17 protein-coding genes are annotated in these 23,630 nt (G+C 73.0%); 13 read left to right on the forward strand and 4 right to left on the reverse strand.

Going from position 1 to position 23,630, the window contains the following annotated elements:
- Positions 1 to 210 precede the first annotated feature (210 nt).
- Positions 211 to 2,055, forward strand: coding sequence for a glycoside hydrolase family 3 protein (locus JX575_RS04225; RefSeq protein ID WP_186342387.1), 1,845 nt, complete (start codon positions 211 to 213; stop codon positions 2,053 to 2,055).
- Positions 2,056 to 2,073: 18 nt separating this feature from the next.
- On the opposite strand, the gene JX575_RS04230 is transcribed toward JX575_RS04225, so the two are convergent.
- Positions 2,074 to 3,264 (reverse strand): methyltransferase domain-containing protein, encoded by a 1,191-nt coding sequence (locus JX575_RS04230; protein WP_186342386.1) that lies wholly within the window; start codon positions 3,262 to 3,264, stop codon positions 2,074 to 2,076.
- A 222-nt stretch (positions 3,265 to 3,486) separates the two neighbouring features.
- On the opposite strand from JX575_RS04230, the gene groES reads away from it, so the two are divergent.
- Entirely contained in the window at positions 3,487 to 3,780 is a 294-nt protein-coding gene (gene groES, locus JX575_RS04235; RefSeq protein WP_056605525.1) for a co-chaperone GroES, read from the forward strand.
- A gap of 98 nt (positions 3,781 to 3,878) precedes the next feature.
- Positions 3,879 to 5,498, forward strand: coding sequence for a chaperonin GroEL (groL, locus tag JX575_RS04240; RefSeq protein ID WP_186342385.1), 1,620 nt, complete (start codon positions 3,879 to 3,881; stop codon positions 5,496 to 5,498).
- 77 nt (positions 5,499 to 5,575) lie between these two features.
- Here the strand turns inward: groL and JX575_RS04245 are convergent, their stop codons facing one another.
- Positions 5,576 to 7,123, reverse strand: coding sequence for a hypothetical protein (locus JX575_RS04245; protein WP_186342384.1), 1,548 nt, complete (start codon positions 7,121 to 7,123; stop codon positions 5,576 to 5,578).
- A gap of 46 nt (positions 7,124 to 7,169) precedes the next feature.
- Between JX575_RS04245 and guaB the strand changes: the two genes are divergently transcribed.
- The 4 genes from guaB (at position 7,170) to JX575_RS04265 (ending at position 13,768) form a co-directional block, all read left to right on the forward strand.
- Positions 7,170 to 8,672 carry an IMP dehydrogenase gene (guaB, locus tag JX575_RS04250; RefSeq protein WP_186342383.1) on the forward strand — a complete coding sequence of 501 codons (1,503 nt, stop codon included), beginning with the start codon at positions 7,170 to 7,172 and terminating at the stop codon, positions 8,670 to 8,672.
- 138 nt (positions 8,673 to 8,810) lie between these two features.
- The gene (locus tag JX575_RS04255) at positions 8,811 to 10,811 is read left to right on the forward strand and encodes a pre-peptidase C-terminal domain-containing protein (RefSeq protein ID WP_186342382.1); all 2,001 of its coding nucleotides are present in this window, start codon (positions 8,811 to 8,813) and stop codon (positions 10,809 to 10,811) included.
- Between the two features lie 91 nt (positions 10,812 to 10,902).
- Complete coding sequence (locus JX575_RS04260) at positions 10,903 to 12,012, forward strand: GuaB3 family IMP dehydrogenase-related protein (protein ID WP_186342381.1); 1,110 nt, start codon at positions 10,903 to 10,905, stop codon at positions 12,010 to 12,012.
- Between the two features lie 31 nt (positions 12,013 to 12,043).
- Positions 12,044 to 13,768, forward strand: coding sequence for a glycerol-3-phosphate dehydrogenase/oxidase (locus JX575_RS04265; RefSeq protein WP_186342380.1), 1,725 nt, complete (start codon positions 12,044 to 12,046; stop codon positions 13,766 to 13,768).
- A 22-nt stretch (positions 13,769 to 13,790) separates the two neighbouring features.
- Here JX575_RS04265 and JX575_RS04270 read toward each other — a convergent pair whose 3' ends face one another.
- Positions 13,791 to 14,324 (reverse strand): hypothetical protein, encoded by a 534-nt coding sequence (locus tag JX575_RS04270; protein WP_186342379.1) that lies wholly within the window; start codon positions 14,322 to 14,324, stop codon positions 13,791 to 13,793.
- A gap of 117 nt (positions 14,325 to 14,441) precedes the next feature.
- Between JX575_RS04270 and JX575_RS04275 the strand changes: the two genes are divergently transcribed.
- The 3 genes from JX575_RS04275 (at position 14,442) to guaA (ending at position 19,679) form a co-directional block, all read left to right on the forward strand.
- The gene (locus JX575_RS04275) at positions 14,442 to 16,058 is read left to right on the forward strand and encodes a succinic semialdehyde dehydrogenase (protein ID WP_186342378.1); all 1,617 of its coding nucleotides are present in this window, start codon (positions 14,442 to 14,444) and stop codon (positions 16,056 to 16,058) included.
- Complete coding sequence (locus JX575_RS04280; RefSeq protein ID WP_186342377.1) at positions 16,055 to 17,773, forward strand: GMC family oxidoreductase; 1,719 nt, start codon at positions 16,055 to 16,057, stop codon at positions 17,771 to 17,773. The genes JX575_RS04275 and JX575_RS04280 overlap by 4 nt, the downstream gene beginning before the upstream one ends.
- Positions 17,774 to 18,101: 328 nt before the next feature.
- A complete protein-coding gene (gene guaA, locus JX575_RS04285; RefSeq protein ID WP_186342376.1) occupies positions 18,102 to 19,679 on the forward strand; it encodes a glutamine-hydrolyzing GMP synthase in 1,578 nt (525 codons plus the stop codon).
- Between the two features lie 69 nt (positions 19,680 to 19,748).
- On the opposite strand, the gene JX575_RS04290 is transcribed toward guaA, so the two are convergent.
- Positions 19,749 to 20,147, reverse strand: a complete 399-nt coding sequence (locus JX575_RS04290; RefSeq protein WP_186342375.1) for a hypothetical protein — start codon at positions 20,145 to 20,147, stop codon at positions 19,749 to 19,751.
- A 150-nt stretch (positions 20,148 to 20,297) separates the two neighbouring features.
- Here JX575_RS04290 and JX575_RS04295 point away from each other — a divergent pair, with 150 nt between their 5' ends.
- The 3 genes from JX575_RS04295 to JX575_RS04305 are packed head-to-tail and all read left to right on the forward strand — an operon-like array spanning position 20,298 to position 23,625.
- Positions 20,298 to 22,010, forward strand: coding sequence for a sodium:solute symporter family protein (locus tag JX575_RS04295; protein ID WP_186342374.1), 1,713 nt, complete (start codon positions 20,298 to 20,300; stop codon positions 22,008 to 22,010).
- Between the two features lie 11 nt (positions 22,011 to 22,021).
- Positions 22,022 to 22,339, forward strand: coding sequence for a hypothetical protein (locus tag JX575_RS04300; RefSeq protein WP_186342373.1), 318 nt, complete (start codon positions 22,022 to 22,024; stop codon positions 22,337 to 22,339).
- Positions 22,340 to 22,359: 20 nt separating this feature from the next.
- On the forward strand, positions 22,360 to 23,625 hold the full coding sequence (locus tag JX575_RS04305) for an aldolase (protein WP_186342372.1): 1,266 nt from the start codon (positions 22,360 to 22,362) through the stop codon (positions 23,623 to 23,625).
- Positions 23,626 to 23,630 lie beyond the last annotated feature (5 nt).

Raw genomic sequence — 23,630 nt, forward strand, 5'->3', positions numbered from 1 at the left:
GCGACCACCCGCCCGCACTGGCACCTGAGTCGCGGAGAGACTCAGGTGGCAGGACGACGCGTGGGGGTGCGGGCTCCTTCTGCGGGGCCGCCTTGTCATCTGAGTCGCCCGGAGACTCAGATGACAGGAGAGAGGGAGAGGGAGAGGGAGAGGGAGAGGGCGGTGGCGCGACGAGCGGGCGGGCTCCCGAGGGCGTGCCACCATGGCTGGATGCGCTCGCGTCCGGCCACCCGTTTGGCGAGCCTCGGCGTCTCCCTCGCTGCGGTCGCCTCGCTGGCCGCCTGTGACGGCGCGGCACCGGGGGAGGACGAGGATCCCTCGAGCGGGGGCCCGGCTGCCACGAGTACGCCCACGGTGCCGCCGACCCCCTCCGAGGAGCTCGGGCTGGTGGAGGGGTGGGGGCCGGACCGCGCCGAGCTCGACCGGGCCGCGCGGACCGTCGGCCGGATGCGGCTCCCCGACCTCGCCGGACAGGTGATCGTCGCCGACTGGGCGGGCACGGCAGCGCCCGTGGGGATGGTGCGCGACCTCCACCTCGGCGGGGTGATCGCCTTCAGTGCGAACGTCGCCTCCGCCGACCAGGTGAGGTCGGTCAACCGGACGCTCGCTCGTCGGGTCCCGCGGAAGTGGCCGCTCTTCCTCGCCGTCGACCAGGAGGGTGGGGTGGTCGAGCGGCTGCGCGGCGCCGCGACCCGCTTCCCCGCGTTCATGAGCACCGGGGCCGCGGACGACGCCGCGCTGACCGAGGAGGTGTACGCCGCCGGAGCGGCGGAGCTGCGCGGCCTCGGGTTCACCGCCGACCTCGCGCCCGTCGCCGACGTCACCTCCGGGCCGGAGGACCCGACGATCGGGTCGCGCTCGGCGTCGTCGCGACCGGCGATCGTGGCCGAGCAGGTGGTCGCGGCCGCCGACGGGTTCGTCTCGGCCGGCGTGCTGCCGGTCATCAAGCACTTCCCGGGCCACGGGTCGGTGCCGGCCGACAGCCACCTCAGCCTGCCGGTGCAGACGAAGTCGCTGGCCGAGCTGAGGGACACCGACCTCGTGCCCTTCGCGCGCAGTGTCGAGGCCGGGCTGCCCGCGGTCATGGTGGGCCACCTCGACGTGCGCGCCGTGGACCGGCGCGAGCCCTCGTCGTTGTCGCGCAAGGTGGTGACCGGCCTGCTGCGCGAGGACCTCGGGTTCGAGGGGCTCGTGGTGACCGACTCGCTCCAGATGGCGGCGGTGACGCGCGGCCGCGACCCGGGGCGGACGGCCGTGCAGGCGATGCGGGCCGGCTCCGACGTCCTGCTCATGCCGCCGTCGCCGGCCGCCGCCCGCGCCGCGCTGGTCCGCGCGGTGCGCCGCGACGACCTGCCTCGCCGGCGCCTCGAGCAGGCCGCGGCACGGCAGATCGCCCTGCTGACGCACCTCGCCGACGCCGGCACCGGCACCGGCACCGGCACCGGCACCGGCACCGAAGGATCGGGCACCGGGGCCGCGCCTCCCGACTCGGCACGTGCCGCCTCGCGACGCCTGTCGGCCGCCGCGGTGACGCTCACCCACGGCGCGTGCTCGGGCCGGCTGGTCGGCGACACGGTGCACGCCTACGGCGACGCGGGCGCGGTGGGTGCGTTCACCGCGGCCGCGCGCGCGGCGGGCATCACCGTGCTGGCGCGTCGCTCGCCGCCGGCGGCGCTGGCCACGGCCGAGCCCCGCCCGGAGCGCAGGAAGAAGGAGCGCAAACCTGCGTTCCGCAAGCGGGTGCGCGCCTGGAAGGCGGCCGAGGCGAAGCGGTCGGAGCGCCTGGCCGCCTGGACCGCACGCGAGGACGCCCGCCTCGCCGCGGGCGCCCAGGTGGGCTTCACCGGCTACCGCGACGCCCCCGTCGACGGGGAGGTCGCGGTGGCCACCGACAGCCCGTGGGTGCTCGGCCGGGTGAGTGCCCCGACGCGCCTGGCCACCTACGGGGACACGCCTGCGGCGATGGAGGCGCTGGTCGACGTGCTGACCGGTGCGCAGCCCGCGAAGGGCCGCCTGCCGGTGACGGTCCAGGGCGTGGCCCGCGACGGCTGCTGAGCGGCGGCTCGAAACGGCTCAGAACGGCTGGACGAGCAGGGCGGTGCCCTGCCCCGACACGCGCGTCAGCACCAGCGTGGCCTCGTTGTCGCCCTTGAGGGCCAGCCGCTTGCGCAGCTCCTCGGGCACCACCTGCACCCCGCGCTTCTTGATCGTCAGCCGGCCGACGCCGCGCTCCTGCAGGGCCGCGCGCAGCGGCTTCTCGCGGTAGGGCAGGTGCTCGACCACCCGGTAGCTGCGCGCGAACGGCGTGTGGAACGAGGCGTCGCTGGTGACGTAGGCGATGTGCCGGTCGACCAGCCCGCCACCGACGCCGGCGGCGACCGCCGTGACCAGGCCGGCGCGGATGACGGCGCCGTCGGGCTCGTAGAGGAAGGCGCCGACCTCGCGGACCTCGGTGCCGGCCTCGCCGTCGGCGGGCGAGTCCTCGTCGGTGAGGCTGGCGAGCCCGCCGTCGGCGATCACGGTGGCGCGGCGTCTGGTGGTGGCCAGGTCGGGGGACCACAGCGCGGCCTCCTTGACGTCGCCGGCGTCGCTGACCCACTCCGCCTCCACGCCCGCGGGCACGAGGTCGTGGCCGATGCCGGGCGCCACCTTGACCAGCGCGCGCCGCTGCAGCAGGTCGAGCACCCACGACCAGGGCGGCGTCCACCCCTCGACGTCGAAGACCCGGCCGCGGCCGCCGCGTCGCGCGGGGTCGGCGAACGCGACGTCGAACGCCCGCGGGTCGATCGCGGTGGCGTCGCCCACCTGGACGGCCCCCGGGAGGCCGAGGGCCTCGAGGTTGGCCCGCGCCATCGCCACCCGCACCGGGTCCTGGTCGATGCCGCCCGCGACCAGCCCGGCCCGGGCGAAGGCCAGGAGGTCCCCGCCGATGCCACAGCCCAGGTCGACGACGCTGCCGCCGGGGATCGCGGCGGCGAGCCGGGCGGCCCGGTGGTCGGCGACCCGCGCCCGGGTCGCCTGCTCGAGCGCGTCGGGGGTGAAGAACATGTGGTGTGCGGCGTCGCCGAACTTGGCGACGGCCCGCTCGCGCAGCTGCGCCTGCGTGGTGGCCGCGGCCGCCCGCTCGGGGTCGGGCTCGAGGCGGCGGACGACGCCGGCGACCCGCACCGGGTCGCCCGGGTGGTCGGCCCACGCCTGCGTGGCGGCGGCGAGCAGACGGGCGCCGTCGGGCGTGCGCAACCAGTCCAGCGTCTCGATCTCCACGCCGTCATCCTGTCAGCGGCGGCACCGGCTAGCACTCGAGCGGGCAGAGTGCTAGCGTCTGCGTTGGCACTCTCGCCCTGAGAATGCCAACGCTCGTGAGCCAGGCACGACCCCCGCGACGGCATGCCGCGGTCCGCGAGCCCACGTCCTGGGAGCCCCGGGCGGAAATCGATCCGGGCTCCTGAAGATCTCTTGTTTTGAGAAAGTGGAGGTTGATCCGAAGTGTCGGTCAACATCAAGCCCCTCGAGGACCGCATCGTCGTCCAGACCCTCGAAGCCGAGCAGACCACCGCCTCCGGCCTGGTCATCCCGGACACCGCCAAGGAGAAGCCCCAGGAGGGCGAGGTCGTGGCGATCGGTCCCGGTCGCATCGACGACAACGGCAACCGCGTCCCGCTCGACGTCGCCGTGGGTGACAAGGTCATCTACAGCAAGTACGGCGGCACCGAGGTCAAGTACGCCGGCCAGGAGTACCTGATCCTGTCTGCGCGCGACATCCTCGCCGTCGTCTCCTGATTCCCCTCGCCCGGCACGTCATGGCTGCCGGTCGCTCCGGCGACCAGCGGCCATGACGTCCGGGCGAACCCCTTTCACCTGTTCCTAGGAGCACAGCAATGCCCAAGATCCTGGAGTTCGACGAGAACGCCCGCCGCGCCCTCGAGCGCGGTGTCGACGCCCTCGCCAACGCCGTCAAGGTGACGCTCGGCCCCAAGGGCCGCTACGTCGTCCTCGACAAGAAGTGGGGCGCCCCCACCATCACCAACGACGGCGTGACCGTCGCTCGCGAGATCGAGCTCGACGACCCGTTCGAGAACCTCGGTGCCCAGCTCACCAAGGAGGTGGCCACCAAGACCAACGACATCGCCGGTGACGGCACCACCACCGCCACCGTCCTGGCCCAGGCCATGGTCCACGAGGGCCTGCGCGCCGTCGCGGCCGGCGCCAACCCGATGGGCCTCAAGCGTGGCATGGACGCCGCGGCCGAGGCCGTCGGCGACGCGCTGCGCGAGGCCGCCCGCGAGGTGGAGACCCGCGAGGACATGGCGTCCGTCGCGACCATCTCCAGCCGCGACAGCCACATCGGCGACCTGCTCGCCCAGGCCTTCGACAAGGTCGGCAAGGACGGCGTGATCACGGTCGAGGAGTCCAACACCATGGGCACCGACCTCGAGTTCACCGAGGGCATGCAGTTCGACAAGGGCTACATCTCGGCCTACTTCGTCACCGACCCGGAGTCGATGGAGACCGTCCTCGACGACCCCTACATCCTGCTCCACCAGGGCAAGATCTCCGCGATCCAGGAGCTGCTCCCGCTGCTGGAGAAGGTCATCGGCACCGGCAAGCCGCTCTTCATCCTCGCCGAGGACGTCGAGGGCGAGGCGCTGTCGACGCTGGTCGTCAACAAGATCCGCGGCACCTTCAACGTCGCCGCGGTGAAGAGCCCGGCCTTCGGCGACCGCCGCAAGGCGATGATGCAGGACATCGCGATCCTGACCGGCGGCCAGGTCGTCGCCCCCGAGGTCGGCCTCAAGCTCGACCAGGTGGGCCTCGAGGTCCTCGGCCAGGCGCGTCGCGTGGTCATCACCAAGGACCACACCACGATCGTCGACGGCGCCGGCGACGGCACCGCCGTCGAGGGCCGCGTCAACCAGATCAAGGCCGAGATCGAGAACACCGACTCCGACTGGGACCGCGAGAAGCTCCAGGAGCGCCTCGCCAAGCTCGCCGGCGGTGTCTGCGTGATCCGGGTCGGCGCCGCCACCGAGGTGGAGCTGAAGGAGAAGAAGCACCGCATCGAGGACGCCGTCTCCGCGACGCGCGCCGCGATCGAGGAGGGCATCGTCCCCGGCGGTGGCTCCGCGCTCATCCACGCCGTGTCGGTGCTCGAGGACAACCTCGGCCTGACCGGCGACGAGGCCGCCGGTGTCCGCGTGGTCCGCAAGGCCGCCGACGAGCCGCTGCGCTGGATCGCCGAGAACGGCGGCGTCAACGGCTACGTCGTGACCACCAAGGTCCGCGAGCTCGGCGTCGGCAACGGCTACAACGCCGCGACCGAGGAGTACGGCGACCTGGTCGCCCAGGGCGTCCTCGACCCGGTCAAGGTGACCCGCTCGGCGCTGGTCAACGCGACCTCGATCGCAGCCATGCTGCTCACGACGGAGACCCTCGTCGTGGAAAAGCCCGAGGAGGAGGAGCCGGCCGCCGCCGGACAGGGTCACGGCCACGGCCACTGATCCACCTCGTCCCACCTGCACGACACGACACGCCCGCACCGGACTCCGGTGCGGGCCTGTCGCCGTGCCGGGCCGGCTCAGTGACCCCGGATCGTGCGGAAGGGCGTCGTGCAGTCGACGTCGAGGCGGATCGGATCGACCGTGTTGAGGTGGTAGACCCGGTAGCGGTCGCAGGCGGTGCCCACGAACTCGTACTTGCGGATCAGCGACCGCTCGACCGGCCGGGTCCCGTCATCGGCCCACGCGTCGATGTGCGCCGCCTCGACGAACCACGTGGGCGGATTGGGCCCGGTCAGCACCTCCTCGAGCTGCTGGAGGTCCGGGTCGCGCGTGCGCATCGGCAGCGACCAGAGGTACGGGTAGGGCGAGGGGGCGCCGCTCGCCCACTGGATGTCGGCCCGGCCGCCGTAGACCAGCACCCGGTCACCGGGCCTCCCGGCCGCGGCGATCGCCTCGCCCGTGCGCACCTCGACAGGCACGCGGCCGCGCACCCACGAGCCCGTCCAGAGCAGGAGCGCGACCACGCTGGAGACGACCAGGACGCCCACCGTCGCCGGCGTGGCCCAGCGCGGCACCCGGTCGACCTGGTCGTGGGCGGCCAGCGCCGCCACGGCGAGCGCGAGGCCGGGGATCGGCACGAAGAGGTAGGGCACCCAGAAGCTCCCGCTCAGCGCGACTCCGAGCAGGTCGGCCACGAGCGTCGCCGTGATCGCGACGACCACCACCGGGTCGCGTCGCAGCAGGCCGCGCAGGCGCAGGGCGAACAGCACCAGCACGAGCACCATGCCCGTGCCGACGAAGACGAGCAGCACGTCCACGCCCCGGCCCAGCGCCGCGGGGGAGTCCTGTGCGGCGAGGACCTCGCTGGCCTCCGATCGGAACGTCACGACCGTGTACCAGAGCTCGTCCAGGCGTACGCCCGCCACGACCGCCCAGGCCACGACGCCCACGACGGGCACCACCGCGCCGGCCAGGGCGGACGCGGTGCACCGCAGCCGGGCGCGCACGTCGAGCCGCTGGGCCACCAGCGACCCGACCAGCAGCGTGGCCCCGAACACCAGGCCCCCGGCCATGCTCTGCTTCATCCCGACGGCGAGCATCGCCAGCAGGCCGGCGAGGAACGCGTCGCGGCCCGACCCGCGGCGCGCGGCCCGCAGCGCGAGCCAGCACGAGCCCATCACCAGCGGGATGCCGAAGAGCTCGCCCTTGGCGCCGGCCGGGTCGATGTCGGCGTTGCTGACGAGCGCGGCCGCCGCCACCGCCGTCCAGCCGGTCACCCGCCGCACCGCGTGAGGGTCGAGCACCCCCGCCCGGACCGCCACCTCGCGGGCCGCCGCCGCGGCGGCCAGCACGAGCAGCGCGCACCCGACCGCAGCCACCAGCCGGTGGGCGTACGCCCCGCCGACGGCGTCGACGGCCCGCATCAGCGCGATGACCACCGGCGGCCGGTCGACGAAGTAGCGGCCGAAGACCGAGTCGACCTCGGGCTGCCAGGCCTGCGCGACGAGCAGGAAGCCGGCCTCGTCGGGGCGCAGCGGCCAGAGCAGCGAGGGGAACCGCGCGAGGAAGGCGAGGGCAGCCGCCACCCACACCATGCGCCCCGAGCGCCACGTGTCCACCCCCACCCCCACACTGTCCCAGAGCCGTGGCGAACGGCCGTAGAATGAGGGTGTGGAGATCCCGGAGAAGTTCGCTGCGCTCGGCCTCACCTACGACGACGTGCTGCTGCTGCCGGGGGAGTCCGACCTCGCGCCGAGCGACATCGACACCACCACGCGGCTCACCCGCGAGATCTCCATCCGGGTGCCTCTGGTCAGCGCGGCGATGGACACCGTCACCGAGGCGCGGATGGCGATCGCGATGGCCCGCGAGGGCGGCATCGGCGTGCTCCACCGCAACCTCTCCATCGACGACCAGGCCCGTCAGGTCGACCTGGTCAAGCGCACCCAGACCGGCATCATCTCCAACCCCGTCACGATCGGTCCCGACGCGACGCTGGAGGAGCTCGACCGGATCTGCGGCGAGTACCGCGTCTCCGGCCTGCCCGTGGTCGACCTCGACAACCGCCTGCTCGGCATCATCACCAACCGCGACCTGCGCTTCACCCCGGTCGCGGAGTGGGCGACCACCAAGGTCGACGAGGTGATGACGCGCGAGGGCCTGATCACCGGCCACGTCGGCATCTCCCGCGACGAGGCCACCACGCTGCTGCGGGCCCACAAGCGCGAGCGGCTGCCGCTGGTCGACGCTGACGGCCGCCTCGGTGGGCTCATCACGGTCAAGGACTTCGTCAAGGGCGAGCAGTTCCCCCAGGCGTCCTACGACGCCGACGGCCGGCTGCTCGTCGGCGCGGCCATCGGCTACTTCGGCGACGCCTGGGAGCGCGCCACCACCCTGGTCGAGGCCGGCGTCGACGTGCTCGTCGCCGACACCGCCCACGGGCACGTGCACCTCCTGCTCGACATGGTCCGCCGGCTCAAGTCCGACCCGGCGACCAGGCACGTCCAGGTCATCGGCGGCAACGTCGCCACGCGCGAGGGGGCGCAGGCGTTCGTCGATGCGGGGGCAGACGCGGTCAAGGTCGGCGTGGGGCCCGGCTCCATCTGCACCACCCGCGTCGTCACCGGGGTCGGCGTCCCGCAGGTGACCGCGGTCTACGAGGCGTCGCTGGCCACCAGGCCCGCCGGCGTGCCGCTGATCGCCGACGGTGGGATGAGGCACTCCGGTGAGATCGCCAAGGCGCTGGTCGCCGGCGCCGACGCGGTCATGGTCGGCTCGATGCTTGCGGGCTGTGAGGAGTCGCCCGGCGACGTCGTGTTCGTCAACGGCAAGCAGTTCAAGTCCTACCGCGGGATGGGCTCGCTCGGCGCGATGAGCAGCCGCGGCAAGAAGTCCTACTCCAAGGACCGCTACTTCCAGGCCGAGGTCGCCAGCGACGACAAGATCGTCCCGGAGGGCATCGAGGGCCAGGTCGCCTACCGCGGCCCGCTGGCCGCGGTCGCCCACCAGCTCGTCGGCGGTCTGACCCAGTCGATGTTCTACGTCGGCGCTCGCACGGTCCCCGAGCTGCAGGAGAAGGGGCGCTTCGTGCGCATCACCTCCGCCTCGCTCAAGGAGAGCCACCCCCACGGCGTGCAGATGACCGTCGAGGCGCCCAACTACACCGGCGCCTGATCACTCCCTTCCGGCCCTTCCGCAAAGCGGTCGCGTGGGCATACGTTGACTCGCGTCAGGGGATCGGGCCCCACGACGACGATGCGATCCATCGCCCTTGGGCGCTCGATCCCGATTTCTCTCGGGAGGAGCGCTTCAGTGCGCAGAAATATCCTGGTCGCGACCGGCTGTGCCGGGCTGCTGGCCGTCGTCACCCCAGCCCTGTCCGTCGCCGCACCAGCCGGTGACGACACCGTCACGCCGTCGCAGCAGGAGGCCCTCGACCTGGGCATCCAGGTGGCCCCCAAGGACTCCGACGCCGCCGCCCTGGCGGCACGGACCAACCCCAACCCCTACCTGGCCAACCTGCCCGACCTCACCGACGCCAACTACTTCGCCTGGAACAAGGTGATGCACGAGCGCGCCGAGCAGCGGGCCGACTCCGCCAAGCTGGCCGCCAACCGCCGCGCGGCCTTCGGCGCCAAGGCCGGAGGCGTCAATGCCCGCGCGGTGCTGACCCCGTTCGTCCACGACGAGGAGGAGCCCGCCGGCCGGTCGGGGTCCAACGACACGCACCCCGACGCCGAGCCGATCCCCGGCTTCGGCACGGCGGCCGCCCGCATGCCCGCCGTCCGCATCCTGGGCGAGCTCGCCGCACCGGCGGCGGTCACCACGCGCACCGTGACCACCACCGAGGACCAGGGCTCCATCCCGCTCGCCACGTCGACCGGCATCGTCGGCAACGGCGCCTCGGTCACCGACTCGGTCCTCGGTGACGGCCCCCACGGCCCCGTCGCCTCGGGCGGCTCGGGCAGCAACGACTTCGACTTCTTCTCGGTCCAGGTCGGGGCCGGCGAGACGCTGACGGCCAACACCGAGGGCAGTGCCACCGGCACCGACACGATCCTCGTCGTCTGGGACGCCGAGGGCACGCCGCTCGCGGCCGACGACGACGGCGGCACGGGCCTGCTCAGCTCGGTGTCCTACAAGCCCGAGGCGCCCGGCACCTACTACGTGATGGTCGGCGGCTACGCCTTCGACCCGCTCCCGGCCGACCCGTTCGACTCGGGCAGCGGTGCCGGCGGTGCCGACACCGGCGCCTACCGCGTCACCATCGCGAGCCGTCGGCTCGACGCCGACTTCTTCTCCCTGCGGCTGCGCCCCGGCGACGTCATCGGCTCCAGCGCGGAGGGCACCGCCACCGGGCTCAAGGTGCGTACGCCCTCGGGCGAGGAGCGCGTGGGCGGCGTGGGCACCGACGCCTCGTCGCTCTACCCGCCCACCTCGCCGCTGATCGGTGGCGGCAACACCGCCATCGCCTACGTCGCCGAGGAGGCCGGCTGGTACTCCGTGCAGGTCAGCGGGGGCACCGGCGCCTACGACGTGACGGTGGAGGGCTACCGGCCCGGCACCCAGGGCGACCGCGGCCGCCAGCAGACGGTCCTGCTCGACTTCGCGCCGGGCCGGGTCAACACCGGCACCTGGGGCGGCCCCGGCACGCGCTCGGTGTCGCCGCTCTCCTCGTTCGTCCCGCTGTGGGGCATCGCGCGCGCCGACGCGCGCCGCCTGGAGAACCGCATCGTCAACCAGGTCCGCCGCAACCTGCAGGACGAGATCGCCGGCACCAACCCGTCCGTCAACGTCCAGGTGCTCAACGCGCGCGACAACCAGGAGCTGATCGGGCAGGACAACGTCTCGCGGATCTACATCGCCGGCACGATCGCCGAGACCGGCATCAACACGATCGGCATCGCGCAGTACATCGACCCGGGCAACTTCGGGCACCAGGACGAGGCCATCGTCCTGCTCGACGTGCTGAGCAACCCGGCCGGACCCGCGTCGTCGCTCAACACCTACATCAACGCCAGCAGCGACCGGTTCACGTTCGTCTCCAACGCGGTGGCCAACGTGACCGCCCACGAGGTCGGCCACACCATCGGCAACTACCACACCGACAACGCCAACGAGATCCACAACATGATGGACTCTGGCGGTGCCAACTTCGGGCAGAACCTCTACGGGGTCGGCCCGGACAACGTGGGCGGCACGGCCGACGACGAGAACATCCAGTTCCAGACCGACACCTACTCGCCGGTCGAGGGCTTCACCGGCCTCGAGGACACCGAGAACGTGACCTCCTGGGCCTACGCGGGCCGCTGACCCGCAGCGCACCGATCGGCGGCGCGGTCGTCCCCACCGGGGCGGCCGCGCCGTCGTACGCACGGGGCGCGGGCGCCGATAGGCTGGCCCGGTGAGCGAGATCGAGATCGGCCGAGCCAAGCGCGGACGCCGCGCCTACTCCTTCGACGACATCGCGATCGTGCCCTCGCGGCGCACGCGCGACCCGGAGGAGGTCAGCACCGCCTGGCAGATCGACGCCTACCGCTTCGAGATCCCCGTCCTGGCGGCGCCGATGGACTCGGTGATGTCGCCCTCCACCGCCATCGCGCTGGGCCAGATGGGCGGACTGGGGGTGCTCAACCTCGAGGGCCTGTGGACTCGCTACGACGACCCCAGCGGCCTGCTCGAGGAGGTCGCCGCCCTCGATGGTCCCGAGGCGACCCGGCGGATGCAGGAGATCTACACCGAGCCGATCAAGCCCGAGCTCATCACCGCCCGGCTCGAGGAGGTGCGCGCCGCCGGCGTGCCCGTCGCGGGCTCGCTGTCGCCGCAGCGCACCAAGGACCACGTCAAGGCCGTCGTCGACGCGGGCGTCGACGTGTTCGTCATCCGCGGCACCACCGTCTCGGCCGAGCACGTGAGCAGCCAGGCCGAGCCGCTCAACCTCAAGGAGTTCATCTACGAGCTCGACGTCCCCGTGATCGTCGGCGGGTGCGCGACCTACCAGGCCGCGCTGCACCTCATGCGCACCGGCGCCGCCGGCGTCCTGGTCGGCTTCGGCGGCGGGGCCGCCCACACCACCCGCACCGTCCTCGGCGTCGCGGTGCCGATGGCCAGTGCGGTCGCCGACGTCGCCGCGGCCCGCCGCGACTACCTCGACGAGTCGGGCGGTCGCTACGTCCACGTGATCGCCGACGGCTCCATCGGCAGCTCGGGCGACATCGCCAAGGCGATCGCCTGCGGCGCCGACGCCGTGATGATCGGCTCGCCGCTGGCCCGTGCGACCGAGGCCCCCGGCCTCGGCTTCCACTGGGGAAGCGAGGCCACCCACGCCCAGCTGCCCCGCGGCGAGCGGGTGGGCTTCGACCCCGTCGGGTCGCTGCACGAGATCATGTTCGGCCCCTCGCGCGTCGCCGACGGCACGATGAACCTCGTCGGCGCCCTCCGCCGCGCGATGGCGACGACCGGCTACACCGAGCTCAAGGAGTTCCAGCGCATCGAGGTCGTCGTCCAGCACTGACCCGTTCGGTGGCGCCTGCGACACTGGCACCATGCCGCTCGCCAAGGCCCTCGACGCCGACCAGCGTGCCGACGCGCTCGACCAGCTCGGGTCGGGTGAGCTCGACGTGCTCGTCGTGGGCGGCGGGATCGTCGGCGTCGGAGCGGCCCTCGACGCGGTGACCCGCGGGCTCAAGGTCGGCCTGGTCGAGCAGCGCGACCTCGCCTCCGGCACCTCGTCACGCTCCTCCAAGCTGGTGCACGGCGGGCTGCGCTACCTGGAGATGTTCGACTTCGCGCTGGTCAAGGAGGCGCTCGAGGAGCGCGGGCTCCTGCTCACCCGGCTCGCGCCCCACCTCGTGCGGCCGGTGCCGTTCCTCTACCCCCTCGAGCACGCCTGGGAGCGGCCCTACGTCGGGGCCGGCGTGGCGCTCTACGACGCCATGGCGATGGCCGGCCGGTACGACATGGGCGTGCCCCGGCACAAGCACGTCTTCCGCAGGCAGCTGGCGCGGATGGCGCCCGACGTGCGCACCGACGACCTGCACGGCGCGATCCGCTACTACGACTGCCAGGTCGACGACGCGCGGCTGGTGATGACCATCGCCCGGACCGCCGCCAACAACGGCGCCCACGTGGCGACGCGCACCAAGGTGACCGGCTTCCTGCGCGACGGGGAGGGCGACGACGCCCGCGTGGTCGGCGTGCGCGCCCGCGACCTCGAGGGCCAGCGCGACCTCGAGATCCGGGCCCGGGTGGTGATCAACGCCGCCGGCGTGTGGACCGACGAGGTGCAGGAGCTGCTCGGCGGCCGGGCGCAGCTCGACGTCGACGCCAGCAAGGGCATCCACGTGGTCGTGCCCAAGGACCGCATCCGGTCCGAGTGCGGCTTCATCACCAAGACCGAGAAGTCGGTGCTCTTCATCATCCCGTGGGACCAGTTCTGGATCATCGGCACCACCGACACCGCGTGGGACCTCGACCTGGCCCACCCCGCCGCGAGCAAGAGCGACATCGACTACCTGCTCGAGCACGCCAACCGGCTCCTCAAGGACCCCCTCGACCATCGCGACGTCGTCGGCGTCTACGCCGGGCTGCGGCCACTGCTCAAGCCGATGCGCAAGGACGGCGAGATGGGGGAGACCACCAAGCTCTCCCGCGAGCACACGGTCGCCAACCCGGTGCCCGGCCTCGTGCTCGTCGCGGGCGGCAAGCTCACCACCTACCGGGTGATGGCGCGTGACGCCGTCGACCACGCGATCCGCGACTTCGACGCCACGCCCGCCTCGATCACCGACCGGGTGCCGCTGATGGGGGCCTGGGGCCACGCGGCGCGCACCAACCAGCGCGTGGCGCTGAGCCGGGCGTCGGGCCTGGCCGTCGGGGTCGTCGACCACCTGCTCGGCCGCTACGGCGGCCTCGTCGACGAGCTGCTCGCGCTCATCCACGAGCGGCCCGAGCTGGGCGAGCCGCTGCCGGGGGCCGAGCACTACCTGCGCGCCGAGGTGCTCTACGCCGTGACCCACGAGGGCGCACGCCACCTCGACGACGTGCTGGCGCGGCGTACGCGCGTGTCGATCGAGACGTTCGACCGCGGGATCGCGGCCGCCCGGCCGGCCGCGGAGCTGATGGCCGAGGCGCTCGGCTGGGACCGGGCCCAGCTCGACGACGAGGTCGACCACTACCTGCGGCGCGTGGAGGCGGAGCGGCAGAGCCAGCTCATGCCGACCGACCAGGAGGCCGACGAGGCGCGGGTCAAGGCGCGCGACATCGTGTGACCCGAGCGGGGACCGCCCGGGGTCAGAGCCGCTGGATCGCGCCGGATGACGACAGGCCGAAGCTCTCCCGCAGGCCCGAGCGTCGGCCGTCCGCCTCGAGGGCCTCGGCGACCTTGCCGACCGGCCGGGCACTCGGCCACACGTGCACGAGCATCAGCGCCAGCGACACTGCCGCACCGCCGAGGTAGGTGAGGATGCTGCCGTCGGCCAGCACGAACGCGGCGGCGATCGAGACGATCGCGATCGACTCGCTGATCGCGAACCGCAGGATCATCGACGACTGCCACCGGGTGCGGGCCCGGGCGGCCGCGTCCGCGTCGGTGAGATCGGTGGACAGCGCCGGCGTGCGGTAGCCGATGGTCTCGAGCACCAGGTGCGCGGCGACGCCCGCCACCACCTGCACGGCGAGCACGACGAGCGCCTCCCCGCCCCACACGGGCGCGGGAAGGACCACCGCCAGCACGACGCCGACCACGACGAGCCCGCCCATGAGGGTCGCCGCGAGGACGCGGGTCGAGCGGGCGAAGGATGCGGGATCGGGGAGTGGCGTCGACATGCGGCGAAGCCTAGGGGCGGAGCGGACGCGCTGCGCGCACGTGGGGTCGGTCGGTCGCGTCCCGGGCGAAGTGACCGACCGGTAGCGGGCGCTTCGCGAGCGATCTACGCTTCGGGGATGACCGAGCAGACGCCCGCCAGTGGTCCCGTCACCGATGGCCCGGCGGACCCCGAGCACGACGCCACCGCCACCTACGCCCTCGACCGCTCCTACGTCGCCAGCCTGACCCGGCGCCTGGTCAGCACGACCGGCGAGACGGCCGCCGTGGTGTCCCCGATCGGCGGCACCCCCCTGGCGCACGTGCCCCGGTCGAGCCCGGCCGACGTGGCCGAGGCCTTCACCCGGGCGCGCCGGGCGCAGGTGTCCTGGGCGGCCACGTCCATCGACGAGCGGGCCGCGGCGCTGCTGCGGCTGCACGACCTGCTGCTCGACCGGCAGGAGGAGCTCATCGACCTCGTCGTGTGGGAGTCGGGCAAGGCCCGCAAGGACGCCTACCTCGAGGTCGCGCACCTCGCGCTGACCGCGCGCTACTACGCCCGCACCGCCCACCAGCACCTCGACACCCGGCGCGTGGGCGGCATGTTCCCGCTGCTGACCCGCGCCGAGGTCAACCGGGTGCCCAAGGGCGTCGTCGGCATCATCTCGCCGTGGAACTACCCCCTCACCATGGCGCTGTGCGACGGCATCCCGGCCCTCCTCGCCGGCAATGCCGTGGTGTCCAAGCCCGACGCGCAGACCGTGCTGACCGCCCTCCTCGCCGCCCAGCTGCTCGAGGAGGCCGGGTTCCCTCCGGAGACCTGGCAGGTCGTCGCCGGTCCCGGGGCGGAGGTCGGCGGCGCGATCGTCGCCCACGCCGACTACGTCTGCTTCACCGGCTCCACGGCCACCGGGCGGATCATCGCCCAGGGGTGCGCCGAGCGGCTCATCGGCTGCTCGCTCGAGCTCGGCGGCAAGAACCCGATGCTCGTGCTCCGTGACGCCGACGTGCACCGCGCCGCGGAGGGCGCCACCCGCGCGGTCTTCTCCAACGCCGGCCAGCTGTGCGTGTCGATGGAGCGGCTCTTCGTCGCCGACCAGGTCTACGACCGCTTCGTCGACGCGTTCGTCGGGCGCACCGAGGCGATGACCCTCGGCGCCAGCCAGGACTGGTCGGTCGACATCGGCTCGCTGATCTCCCAGGCCCAGCTCGACACCGTGACCGCCCACGTCGAGGACGCCGTCGCCAAGGGCGCCCGCGTGCTCACCGGCGGCCGGCACCGTCCCGACCTGGGCCCGTTCGTCTTCGAGCCCACCATCCTCGAGGGCGTCACGGCCGACATGACCTGCTTCGGCAAGGAGACCTTCGGCCCGGTCGTCTCGCTCTACCGCTTCCACGGTGAGGACGAGGCCGTGGAGCGCGCCAACGACGGCACCTACGGCCTCAACGCCTCGGTGTGGACCCGCGACGCCGCCCGCGGGCGGGCGATCGCGCGTCGCATCGCCTGCGGCACGGTCAACGTCAACGAGGCCTACGGCGCGACGTTCGGCTCGCTCGGGGCGCCGATGGGCGGCATGCGCGAGTCGGGCCTCGGGCGTCGCCAGGGCGCCGAGGGCATCCACCGCTACACCGAGGCGCAGTCGGTCGGGACCCAGCGGCTGGTGCCGATCGCGCCGGTGCTCGGCATGTCGGAGGAGACCAACGCCAAGGTGATGACGGTCGCGCTGCGCCTGCTCAACAAGCTCGGCCGCGCATGAGCACCGCCCCGGTCACCCACTACGACGTCGTCGTCGTCGGGTCCGGCTTCGGGGGGTCGGTGACGGCGCTGCGGCTGACCGAGAAGGGCTACCGGGTCGGTGTGCTGGAGGCGGGCGCCCGCTTCACCGACGACGACTTCCCGGCCACGTCCTTCGACGCCAGGCGGTGGCTGTTCGCCCCCGCCGCGGGGATGTACGGCATCCAGCGCATCGACATGGTCAGGGACTGCCTGATCCTGGCCGGGGCCGGCGTGGGCGGCGGGTCGCTCGTCTACGCCAACACGCTCTACGAGCCGCTCGACGCGTTCTACACCGACCCGTCGTGGGCGCGGATCGCCGACTGGCGCAGCGAGCTCGCGCCCTACTACGACCAGGCCAAGCGGATGCTGGGCGTGGTGGACAACCCCCTCCACACGCCATCGGACGCGGTGATGAAGCAGGTCGCCGACGACATGGGCGTCGGCCACACCTTCCGCCGGACCCCGGTCGGGGTGTTCTTCGGCGGCCCCGACGCCGCGCCCGGCGAGGAGGTGGCCGACCCGTTCTTCGGCGGAGCCGGGCCGGCCCGCAACGCCTGCCTCAACTGCGGCGAGTGCATGACCGGGTGCCGCCACAACGCCAAGAACACCCTGGTCAAGAACTACCTCCACCTCGCCGAGCAGGCGGGCGCCGTCGTCCACCCGCTGACCACCGTGACGCGCGTACGCCCCCGCGACGGCGGCGGCTACGAGGTCACCGCGCGCTGGACCAAGGCCAAGCTGTCGCGACGCACCGCCACCCGCACCTTCACCGCCGACCAGGTGGTGTTCTCCGCGGCGTCGCTCGGCACCCAGAAGCTGCTGCACCGGCTCAAGGGCGAGGGGCACCTGCCCGACATCAGCGACCGGCTCGGCATGCTGACGCGCACCAACTCCGAGGCGATCCTCGGCGCCGTGGCGAGCGACCGCTCCGTCGACTACACCCGCGGGGTGGCGATCACCTCGTCGTTCCACCCCGACGAGGTGACCCACATCGAGCCGGTGCGCTACGGCCGCGGCTCCAACGCGATGGCGCTGCTGCAGACCGTGCTGGCCGAGGACGTGCCGGGCACGCCGAGGGTGCGCACCTGGCTGCGTGAGCTGTGGACCCAACGCCGCCACGCCCGCCGGTTCTACGACTTCAAGCACTGGTCGGAGCGCGCGGTCATCGCGCTGGTGATGCAGTCGCTCGACAACTCGATCACCACCGTAGGCGTCCGCGGTCGGTGGGGGTGGCGGATGACCAGCAGGCAGGGCCACGGTGCTCCCAACCCCACCTACATCCCGGTGGGCCACGAGGCCGTGCGCCGCATCGCCGACCTCATCGGCGGCACGCCCGGAGGCACCCTCGGCGAGCCGTTCGACCGCCCGATGACCGCGCACTTCATCGGCGGCTGCACCATCGGCGACACCCCGCAGAGCGGGGTGGTCGACCCGTGGCAGCGGCTCTACGGCCACGAGGGCCTGCACGTCGTCGACGGGTCGGCCATCTCGGCCAACCTCGGCGTCAACCCGTCGCTGACGATCACCGCCCAGGCCGAGCGCGCGATGGCGTTCTGGCCCAACAAGGGCGAGGCCGACCCGCGGCCCGCCCTCGGCTCGGCCTACCGCCGGCTCGCTCCCGTCGAGCCGAAGAACCCGGTGGTGCCCGAGGCCGCCCCCGGTGCCCTGCGCCTGCCCATCGTGGGCGTCAGCTGATCGGTCCGTAACCCCGCTCCGGTGGCGTCGTTGGGCGGGGTACGGAGTCCGGCTGCACGCTCCCTCCCTCCCAAGGGGTCGGGCTCCCGGATCTCGGCGCTGTCCGCAGTGGCTGGGACCAAAGCTCCAGGGCCCGATCACCCTCCCTCTTCGATCGGGCCCTGGAGCGACGCCTCGTCGGGGCCGTCGGAGTCCCCGCTCGAGCGGGGACTCCGACACCTGGAGGCCGTTGCAACCGCCTCCAGGTGTCGGACTGGTCCTCCAAGGTCCGTCCCAGGACGCCGCCCCGGGCCGCCCCGAGCGCACCGCGCGCCGATAGACTCCACGCGTGACGCAGCCTGGAGAGCACGACCTGGTCCTCGTCGTCGACTTCGGGGCGCAGTACGCCCAGCTCATCGCGCGGCGGGTGCGCGAGGCGCGGGTCTACTCCGAGATCGTGCCCCACACGATGCCGGTCGCCGAGATGCTGGCGCGCAAGCCCAAGGCGATCATCCTGTCCGGCGGCCCGGCGAGCGTCTACTCCGACGGCGCCCCCGGCATCGACGACGACGTCTTCACGGCCGGCGTCCCGGTGTTCGGCATGTGCTACGGCTTCCAGCTGATGGCCAAGGGCCTGGGCGGCGAGGTCGCCCACACGGGCGCCCGCGAGTACGGACGTACGCCCGTCACGGTCAGCGAGCCCGGCACCCTCCTCGAGGGCATCCCCGCCGAGCACCGGGTCTGGATGTCGCACGGCGACTCCGTCGCCCAGGCGCCCGAGGGGTTCACCGTGCTGGCCTCGACCGCCGACACCCCGGTCGCCGCCTTCGAGGACGTCGGGCGCGGCCTCGCCGGCGTGCAGTGGCACCCCGAGGTGCTGCACTCCGAGCACGGCCAGAAGGTGCTCGAGCACTTCCTGCACCACATCGCCGGCGCCCGGCAGACCTGGACGATGCTCAACATCGCCGAGGAGCAGATCGAGCGGGTGCGTGAGCAGATCGGCGAGACCGGGGTGGCGATCTGCGGCCTGTCCGGCGGCGTCGACTCCGCCGTCGCTGCCGCGATCGTGCAGCGCGCGATCGGCGACCGGCTGCACTGCGTCTTCGTCGACCACGGCCTCCTCCGCGAGGGCGAGGCCGAGCAGGTCGAGCGTGACTTCGTCGCCGCCACCGGCGTCAACCTCCACGTCTACGACGCGCGCGAGACCTTCCTCGCCGCCCTCGCCGGGGTCACCGACCCGGAGGAGAAGCGCAAGATCATCGGCCGCGAGTTCATCCGCGCGTTCGAGGCCGCCGAGGTCGAGGTGCTGGGAGAGGCGGCCGAGTCCGGCGCCAAGGTCGGCTTCCTCGTGCAGGGCACCCTCTACCCCGACGTCGTCGAGTCGGGCGGTGGCGCCGGCACCTCCAACATCAAGTCGCACCACAACGTCGGCGGGCTGCCCGAGGACCTCGAGTTCGAGCTCGTCGAGCCGCTGCGCACCCTCTTCAAGGACGAGGTGCGCCTCGTCGGCGAGCAGCTCGGCCTGCCGGCCGAGATGGTCTGGCGCCAGCCCTTCCCGGGCCCCGGCCTCGGCATCCGCATCATCGGCGAGGTGACCGCCGAGCGCCTCGACATCCTGCGTCGCGCCGACGCCATCGCGCGCCAGGAGCTGACCCGCGCCGGGATGGACCGCGACATCTGGCAGATGCCGGTGGTCCTGCTCGCCGACGTCCGCTCGGTCGGCGTCCAGGGCGACGGCCGCACCTACGGCCACCCCGTGGTGATCCGCCCGGTCACCTCCGAGGACGCGATGACGGCCGACTGGGCGCGCCTGCCCTACGAGGTGATGGAGCGCATCTCCACCCGCATCACCAACGAGGTCGCCGAGATCAACCGGGTCACCCTCGACATCACGTCCAAGCCGCCGGGCACCATCGAGTGGGAGTGAGCCCCGCGCCTCCCGCACGACGGTGACCGTGGAGGTTCCGGGTCACATGGCGGCTCGGATCCTCCCTCGTCAGCGCGACTCCTCGAGGCAGGTCTCGTGCGACACGTTGCGCGGGCAGCCGCGGAGGTCGGAGCCGACGACGACGCCGGCGAGGAGCGTCGCGAGCACGGCGACTCCGAGGGCGTACGCCGCCAGCCGGCCGCTGCGGCGCACGAGCGCGTAGCCGGCGAGCGGCAGGGCGGCGACCACCCCGGTCGCGAGCAGCAGCAGCCGGGTCAGGTCGGGGTCGGTGGAGCGGCCGAACCCTCCCCCGGAGCAGCCCGACACCCCGCAGACCGTGAATCCGGCGGCGAACGCCGGAACGGCGGCGAGCCCCACGCCGAGCACGACGAGCGCCGCGATGACGGGCGCCGAGACGTGCTGGGAGACGGGCCGGGGGACGGGTGGGGAGACGGGCTGGCGGTCCACCCCGCCACCTTGTCAGAGGTCCAGGGGCCGCGGCATGGGCCGCGCGCTGCACCGCCAGGACCTTCCACGGGGTGGTCGCGCGAGGCGTGGCGGGAGGTCTAGGTTGCTGAGGGCCCCACTGGATCACCGCCGACTCTCGGGAGGCACCACGTGTCCGACACCCTGATCGACGCCAACTGGCTCGACTACCTGCTGGTCGCGATCTACTTCGGCTTCGTCCTCGGCATCGGTGTGATGGCACGGCGCTCGGTGTCGGACTCGATCGACTTCTTCCTGTCGGGACGCTCGCTGCCGGCGTGGGTGACGGGCCTGGCGTTCATCTCGGCCAACCTCGGCGCCGTCGAGATCATGGGCATGTCGGCCAACGGCGCGGAGCTCGGCCTGCCGACGTTCCACTACTTCTGGGTCGGCGCCGTCCCGGCGATGCTCTTCCTCGGCGTCGTGATGATGCCGTTCTACTACGGCTCCAAGGTCCGCTCGGTGCCGGAGTTCATGTTCCGCCGGTTCGGGACCGGCGCCCACCTGGTCAACGCGATCAGCTTCGCGGTGGCCCAGCTGCTGATCGCGGGCGTCAACCTCGCGCTCCTGGCCGGCATCGTGCGCGCCCTGCTCGGCTGGCCGATCTGGGTCTCGCTGATCGTGGCCGGCGCGGTCGTGCTGTCCTACATCACCCTGGGCGGGCTGAGCGCGGCGATCTACAACGAGGTGCTCCAGTTCTTCGTGATCGTCGCCTCGCTGACCCCGCTCACGCTCATCGGCCTGCACCGGGTCGGCGGCTGGGACGGCCTCACCGAGAAGATCACCGCCGCCGCGGCGGGGGCGTCGTCGGCGTCCGAGGCGCCACCTGCGTCGGAGCAGCTCAACGCCTGGCCGGGCCAGGCGCTCTCCGGCTTCGACTCCCCGCTCCTGTCGGTCATCGGCATCGTGTTCGGGCTGGGCTTCGTGCTGTCCTTCGGCTACTGGACGACCAACTTCGTCGAGGTGCAGCGCGCGATGGCCTCCGACTCCATCTCGGCGGCCCGCAAGACCCCGATCATCGGCGCCTTCCCCAAGATGTTCGTGCCGTTCATCGTCATCGTGCCGGGCATGGTCTCGGCCGTCCTGGTCGCGGAGATGATCGAGCTCAAGGACGGCGGCAGTCCCGCGGGCGGGGCGTCGGGCGAGGGGGTGGCCTACAACGACGCGCTCCTGCTCCTGATGCGCGACGTCCTCCCCAACGGCCTGCTGGGCCTGGCGATCGCCGGCCTGCTCGCGGCGTTCATGGCCGGCATGGCGGCCAACATCTCGGCGTTCAACACCGTCTTCTCCTACGACCTGTGGCAGCGCTACATCCGCAAGGACCACAGCGACGACTACTACCTGCGGATCGGCCGGCTGGCCACCGTCGGCGCGACGGTCATCGCGATCTTCACCGCCCAGATCGCGCTCGGCTACGACAACGTCATGAACTACCTCCAGACGCTGTTCGGGTTCTTCAACGCCCCGCTCTTCGCGACGTTCATCCTCGGCATGTTCTGGAAGCGGATGACCCCGACCGCCGGCTGGGTGGGCCTGGTGGCCGGAACGCTGTCGGCCATCGCGGTCGACCGCACCGCGGCGGCCGGGGTCTTCGAGCTGTCGGGCCAGGGCGTGGCGTTCCTCGCCGCGTCGGTCGCCTTCGTCGTCGACATCGTGCTCAGCATCGTGGTGTCGCTGGTGACCAGGCCCAAGCCGGCCGAGGAGCTCCGGGGGCTGGTCTACTCCGAGACGCCTCGCGAGGACCGCACCGACCCGCTCGAGGCGTCGTACCCGTGGTACCGCCGCACCGCACCGCTCGCCGGCATCGCGCTCGCGATGGTCATCGTCCTCAACTTCGTCTTCTGAGAGGGAGCGCCATGTCCACCACGACGTCCGAGACCGACGGCAAGCCCAAGAAGAAGGCCGGCCTCTTCGACATCCGCAACATCATCGGCGCCCTGCTGGCGCTGTACGGCGTGATCCTCGCGCTCGCCGGACTGCTCGGCGAGCACGAGCCGGAGAAGACCGGCGGGATCAACGCCAACCTCTGGACGGGCCTCGCCCTGCTGGCGGTGGGACTGGGCTTCCTGGCGTGGGCGCGTCTGCGGCCCATCGTCGTGCCGGCCGACGTCGACCGGCCGGACGACGATCCGACCCGCCCGGCGCCACAGCGGAAGCGCCCCCCAGCGCACTGACGCGGGTCTAGGGTCGGCGCATGGAGAGCCTGGCGCCCGGACTCGACCGCCTCGTGGGAGGGCTCACGAGCGAGCTCGACGCGCGGCTCGCGGACGCCGACGCCGCGCTGGCGAGGCACTACCCGGGCGAGCGCGCGGGACGCCAGCCGGTGCACACCGTCTACGTGCCGGCCGACCGCTTCCACGCCGGTCTGGTCGCCGAGCACGGCGCCGCGTCGCTGCGCGCGGTCGACGCCCACGAGGACCGGTTGCTGGCCCTCGTCGACGGCGACGCCGACCTGGTGGCGCGGGTGCGCGACAAGCTCGCCCGCGAGCCCGTCGAGGACCTCCGGATCGACCTCGAGGACGGCTACGGCACCCGCCCCGACGCCGAGGAGGACGCCGACGTCCGCCGCGCGGCCGACGAGCTGCGCGCGGCGCTCGACACGGGCTCCGCCGCGCCGTTCTCCGGCATCAGGTTCAAGGGCTTCGAGGCCCCCACCCGCAGCCGCGGGGTGCGCACGCTCGCGCTGTTCGTGTCCCGCCTCGTCGAGGACGGCCCGCTGCCCGACACGTTCGTCGTCACGCTCCCCAAGGTGACCGCGGTCGAGCAGGTGGAGGCGCTCGTGCACGCTGCCGGCCGGCTCGAGTCGGGCCTCGGCCTGGCCGACGGGGCGCTGCGCTTCGAGATCCAGGTGGAGACGCCGCAGTCGATCCTGGGGCCCGACGGTGGCGCGCTGGTGGCGCGGATGGTGCACGCCTCGGCGGGGCGCTGCACCGGGCTGCACTACGGCACCTACGACTACTCCGCGGCGTGCGGCATCGCGGCGGCCCACCAGAGCCTGGAGCACCCGGTGGCCGACCACGCCAAGGCGGTGATGCAGGCCGCGGCGGCCGGCACCGGCGTACGCCTCTCCGACGGCTCCACCAACGTGCTGCCGGTCGGTGGGCCGGACGAGGTCGCCGCCGCCTGGGCCACCCACCTGCGGCTCGTGCGCCGCTCGCTGGCGCGCGGCTACTACCAGGGGTGGGACCTCCACCCGGCCCAGCTGCCGACGCGGTTCGCGGCGACGTTCGGGTTCTACCGCGACGGCCTGGCCGCCGCGGCGAGCAGGCTGCGCAGCTACGTCGAGCGCCGCGACTCCGGGGTCCTGGACGAGCCGGCCACCGCCCGCGCCCTCGCCGACTTCCTGCTGCGCGGAGTCGACTGCGGCGCGCTGTCGGCCGAGGAGGTGGGCGCGGGCACCGGCCTGGCCGCCGACCGGCTCGCGGGGCTGGCGCACCGTGCCGTGGAGGGCCGCGCGTGACGGCG

The sequence above is a fragment of the Nocardioides sp. zg-1228 genome (assembly GCF_017086465.1).
Taxonomy (GTDB): Bacteria; Actinomycetota; Actinomycetes; order Propionibacteriales; family Nocardioidaceae; genus Nocardioides.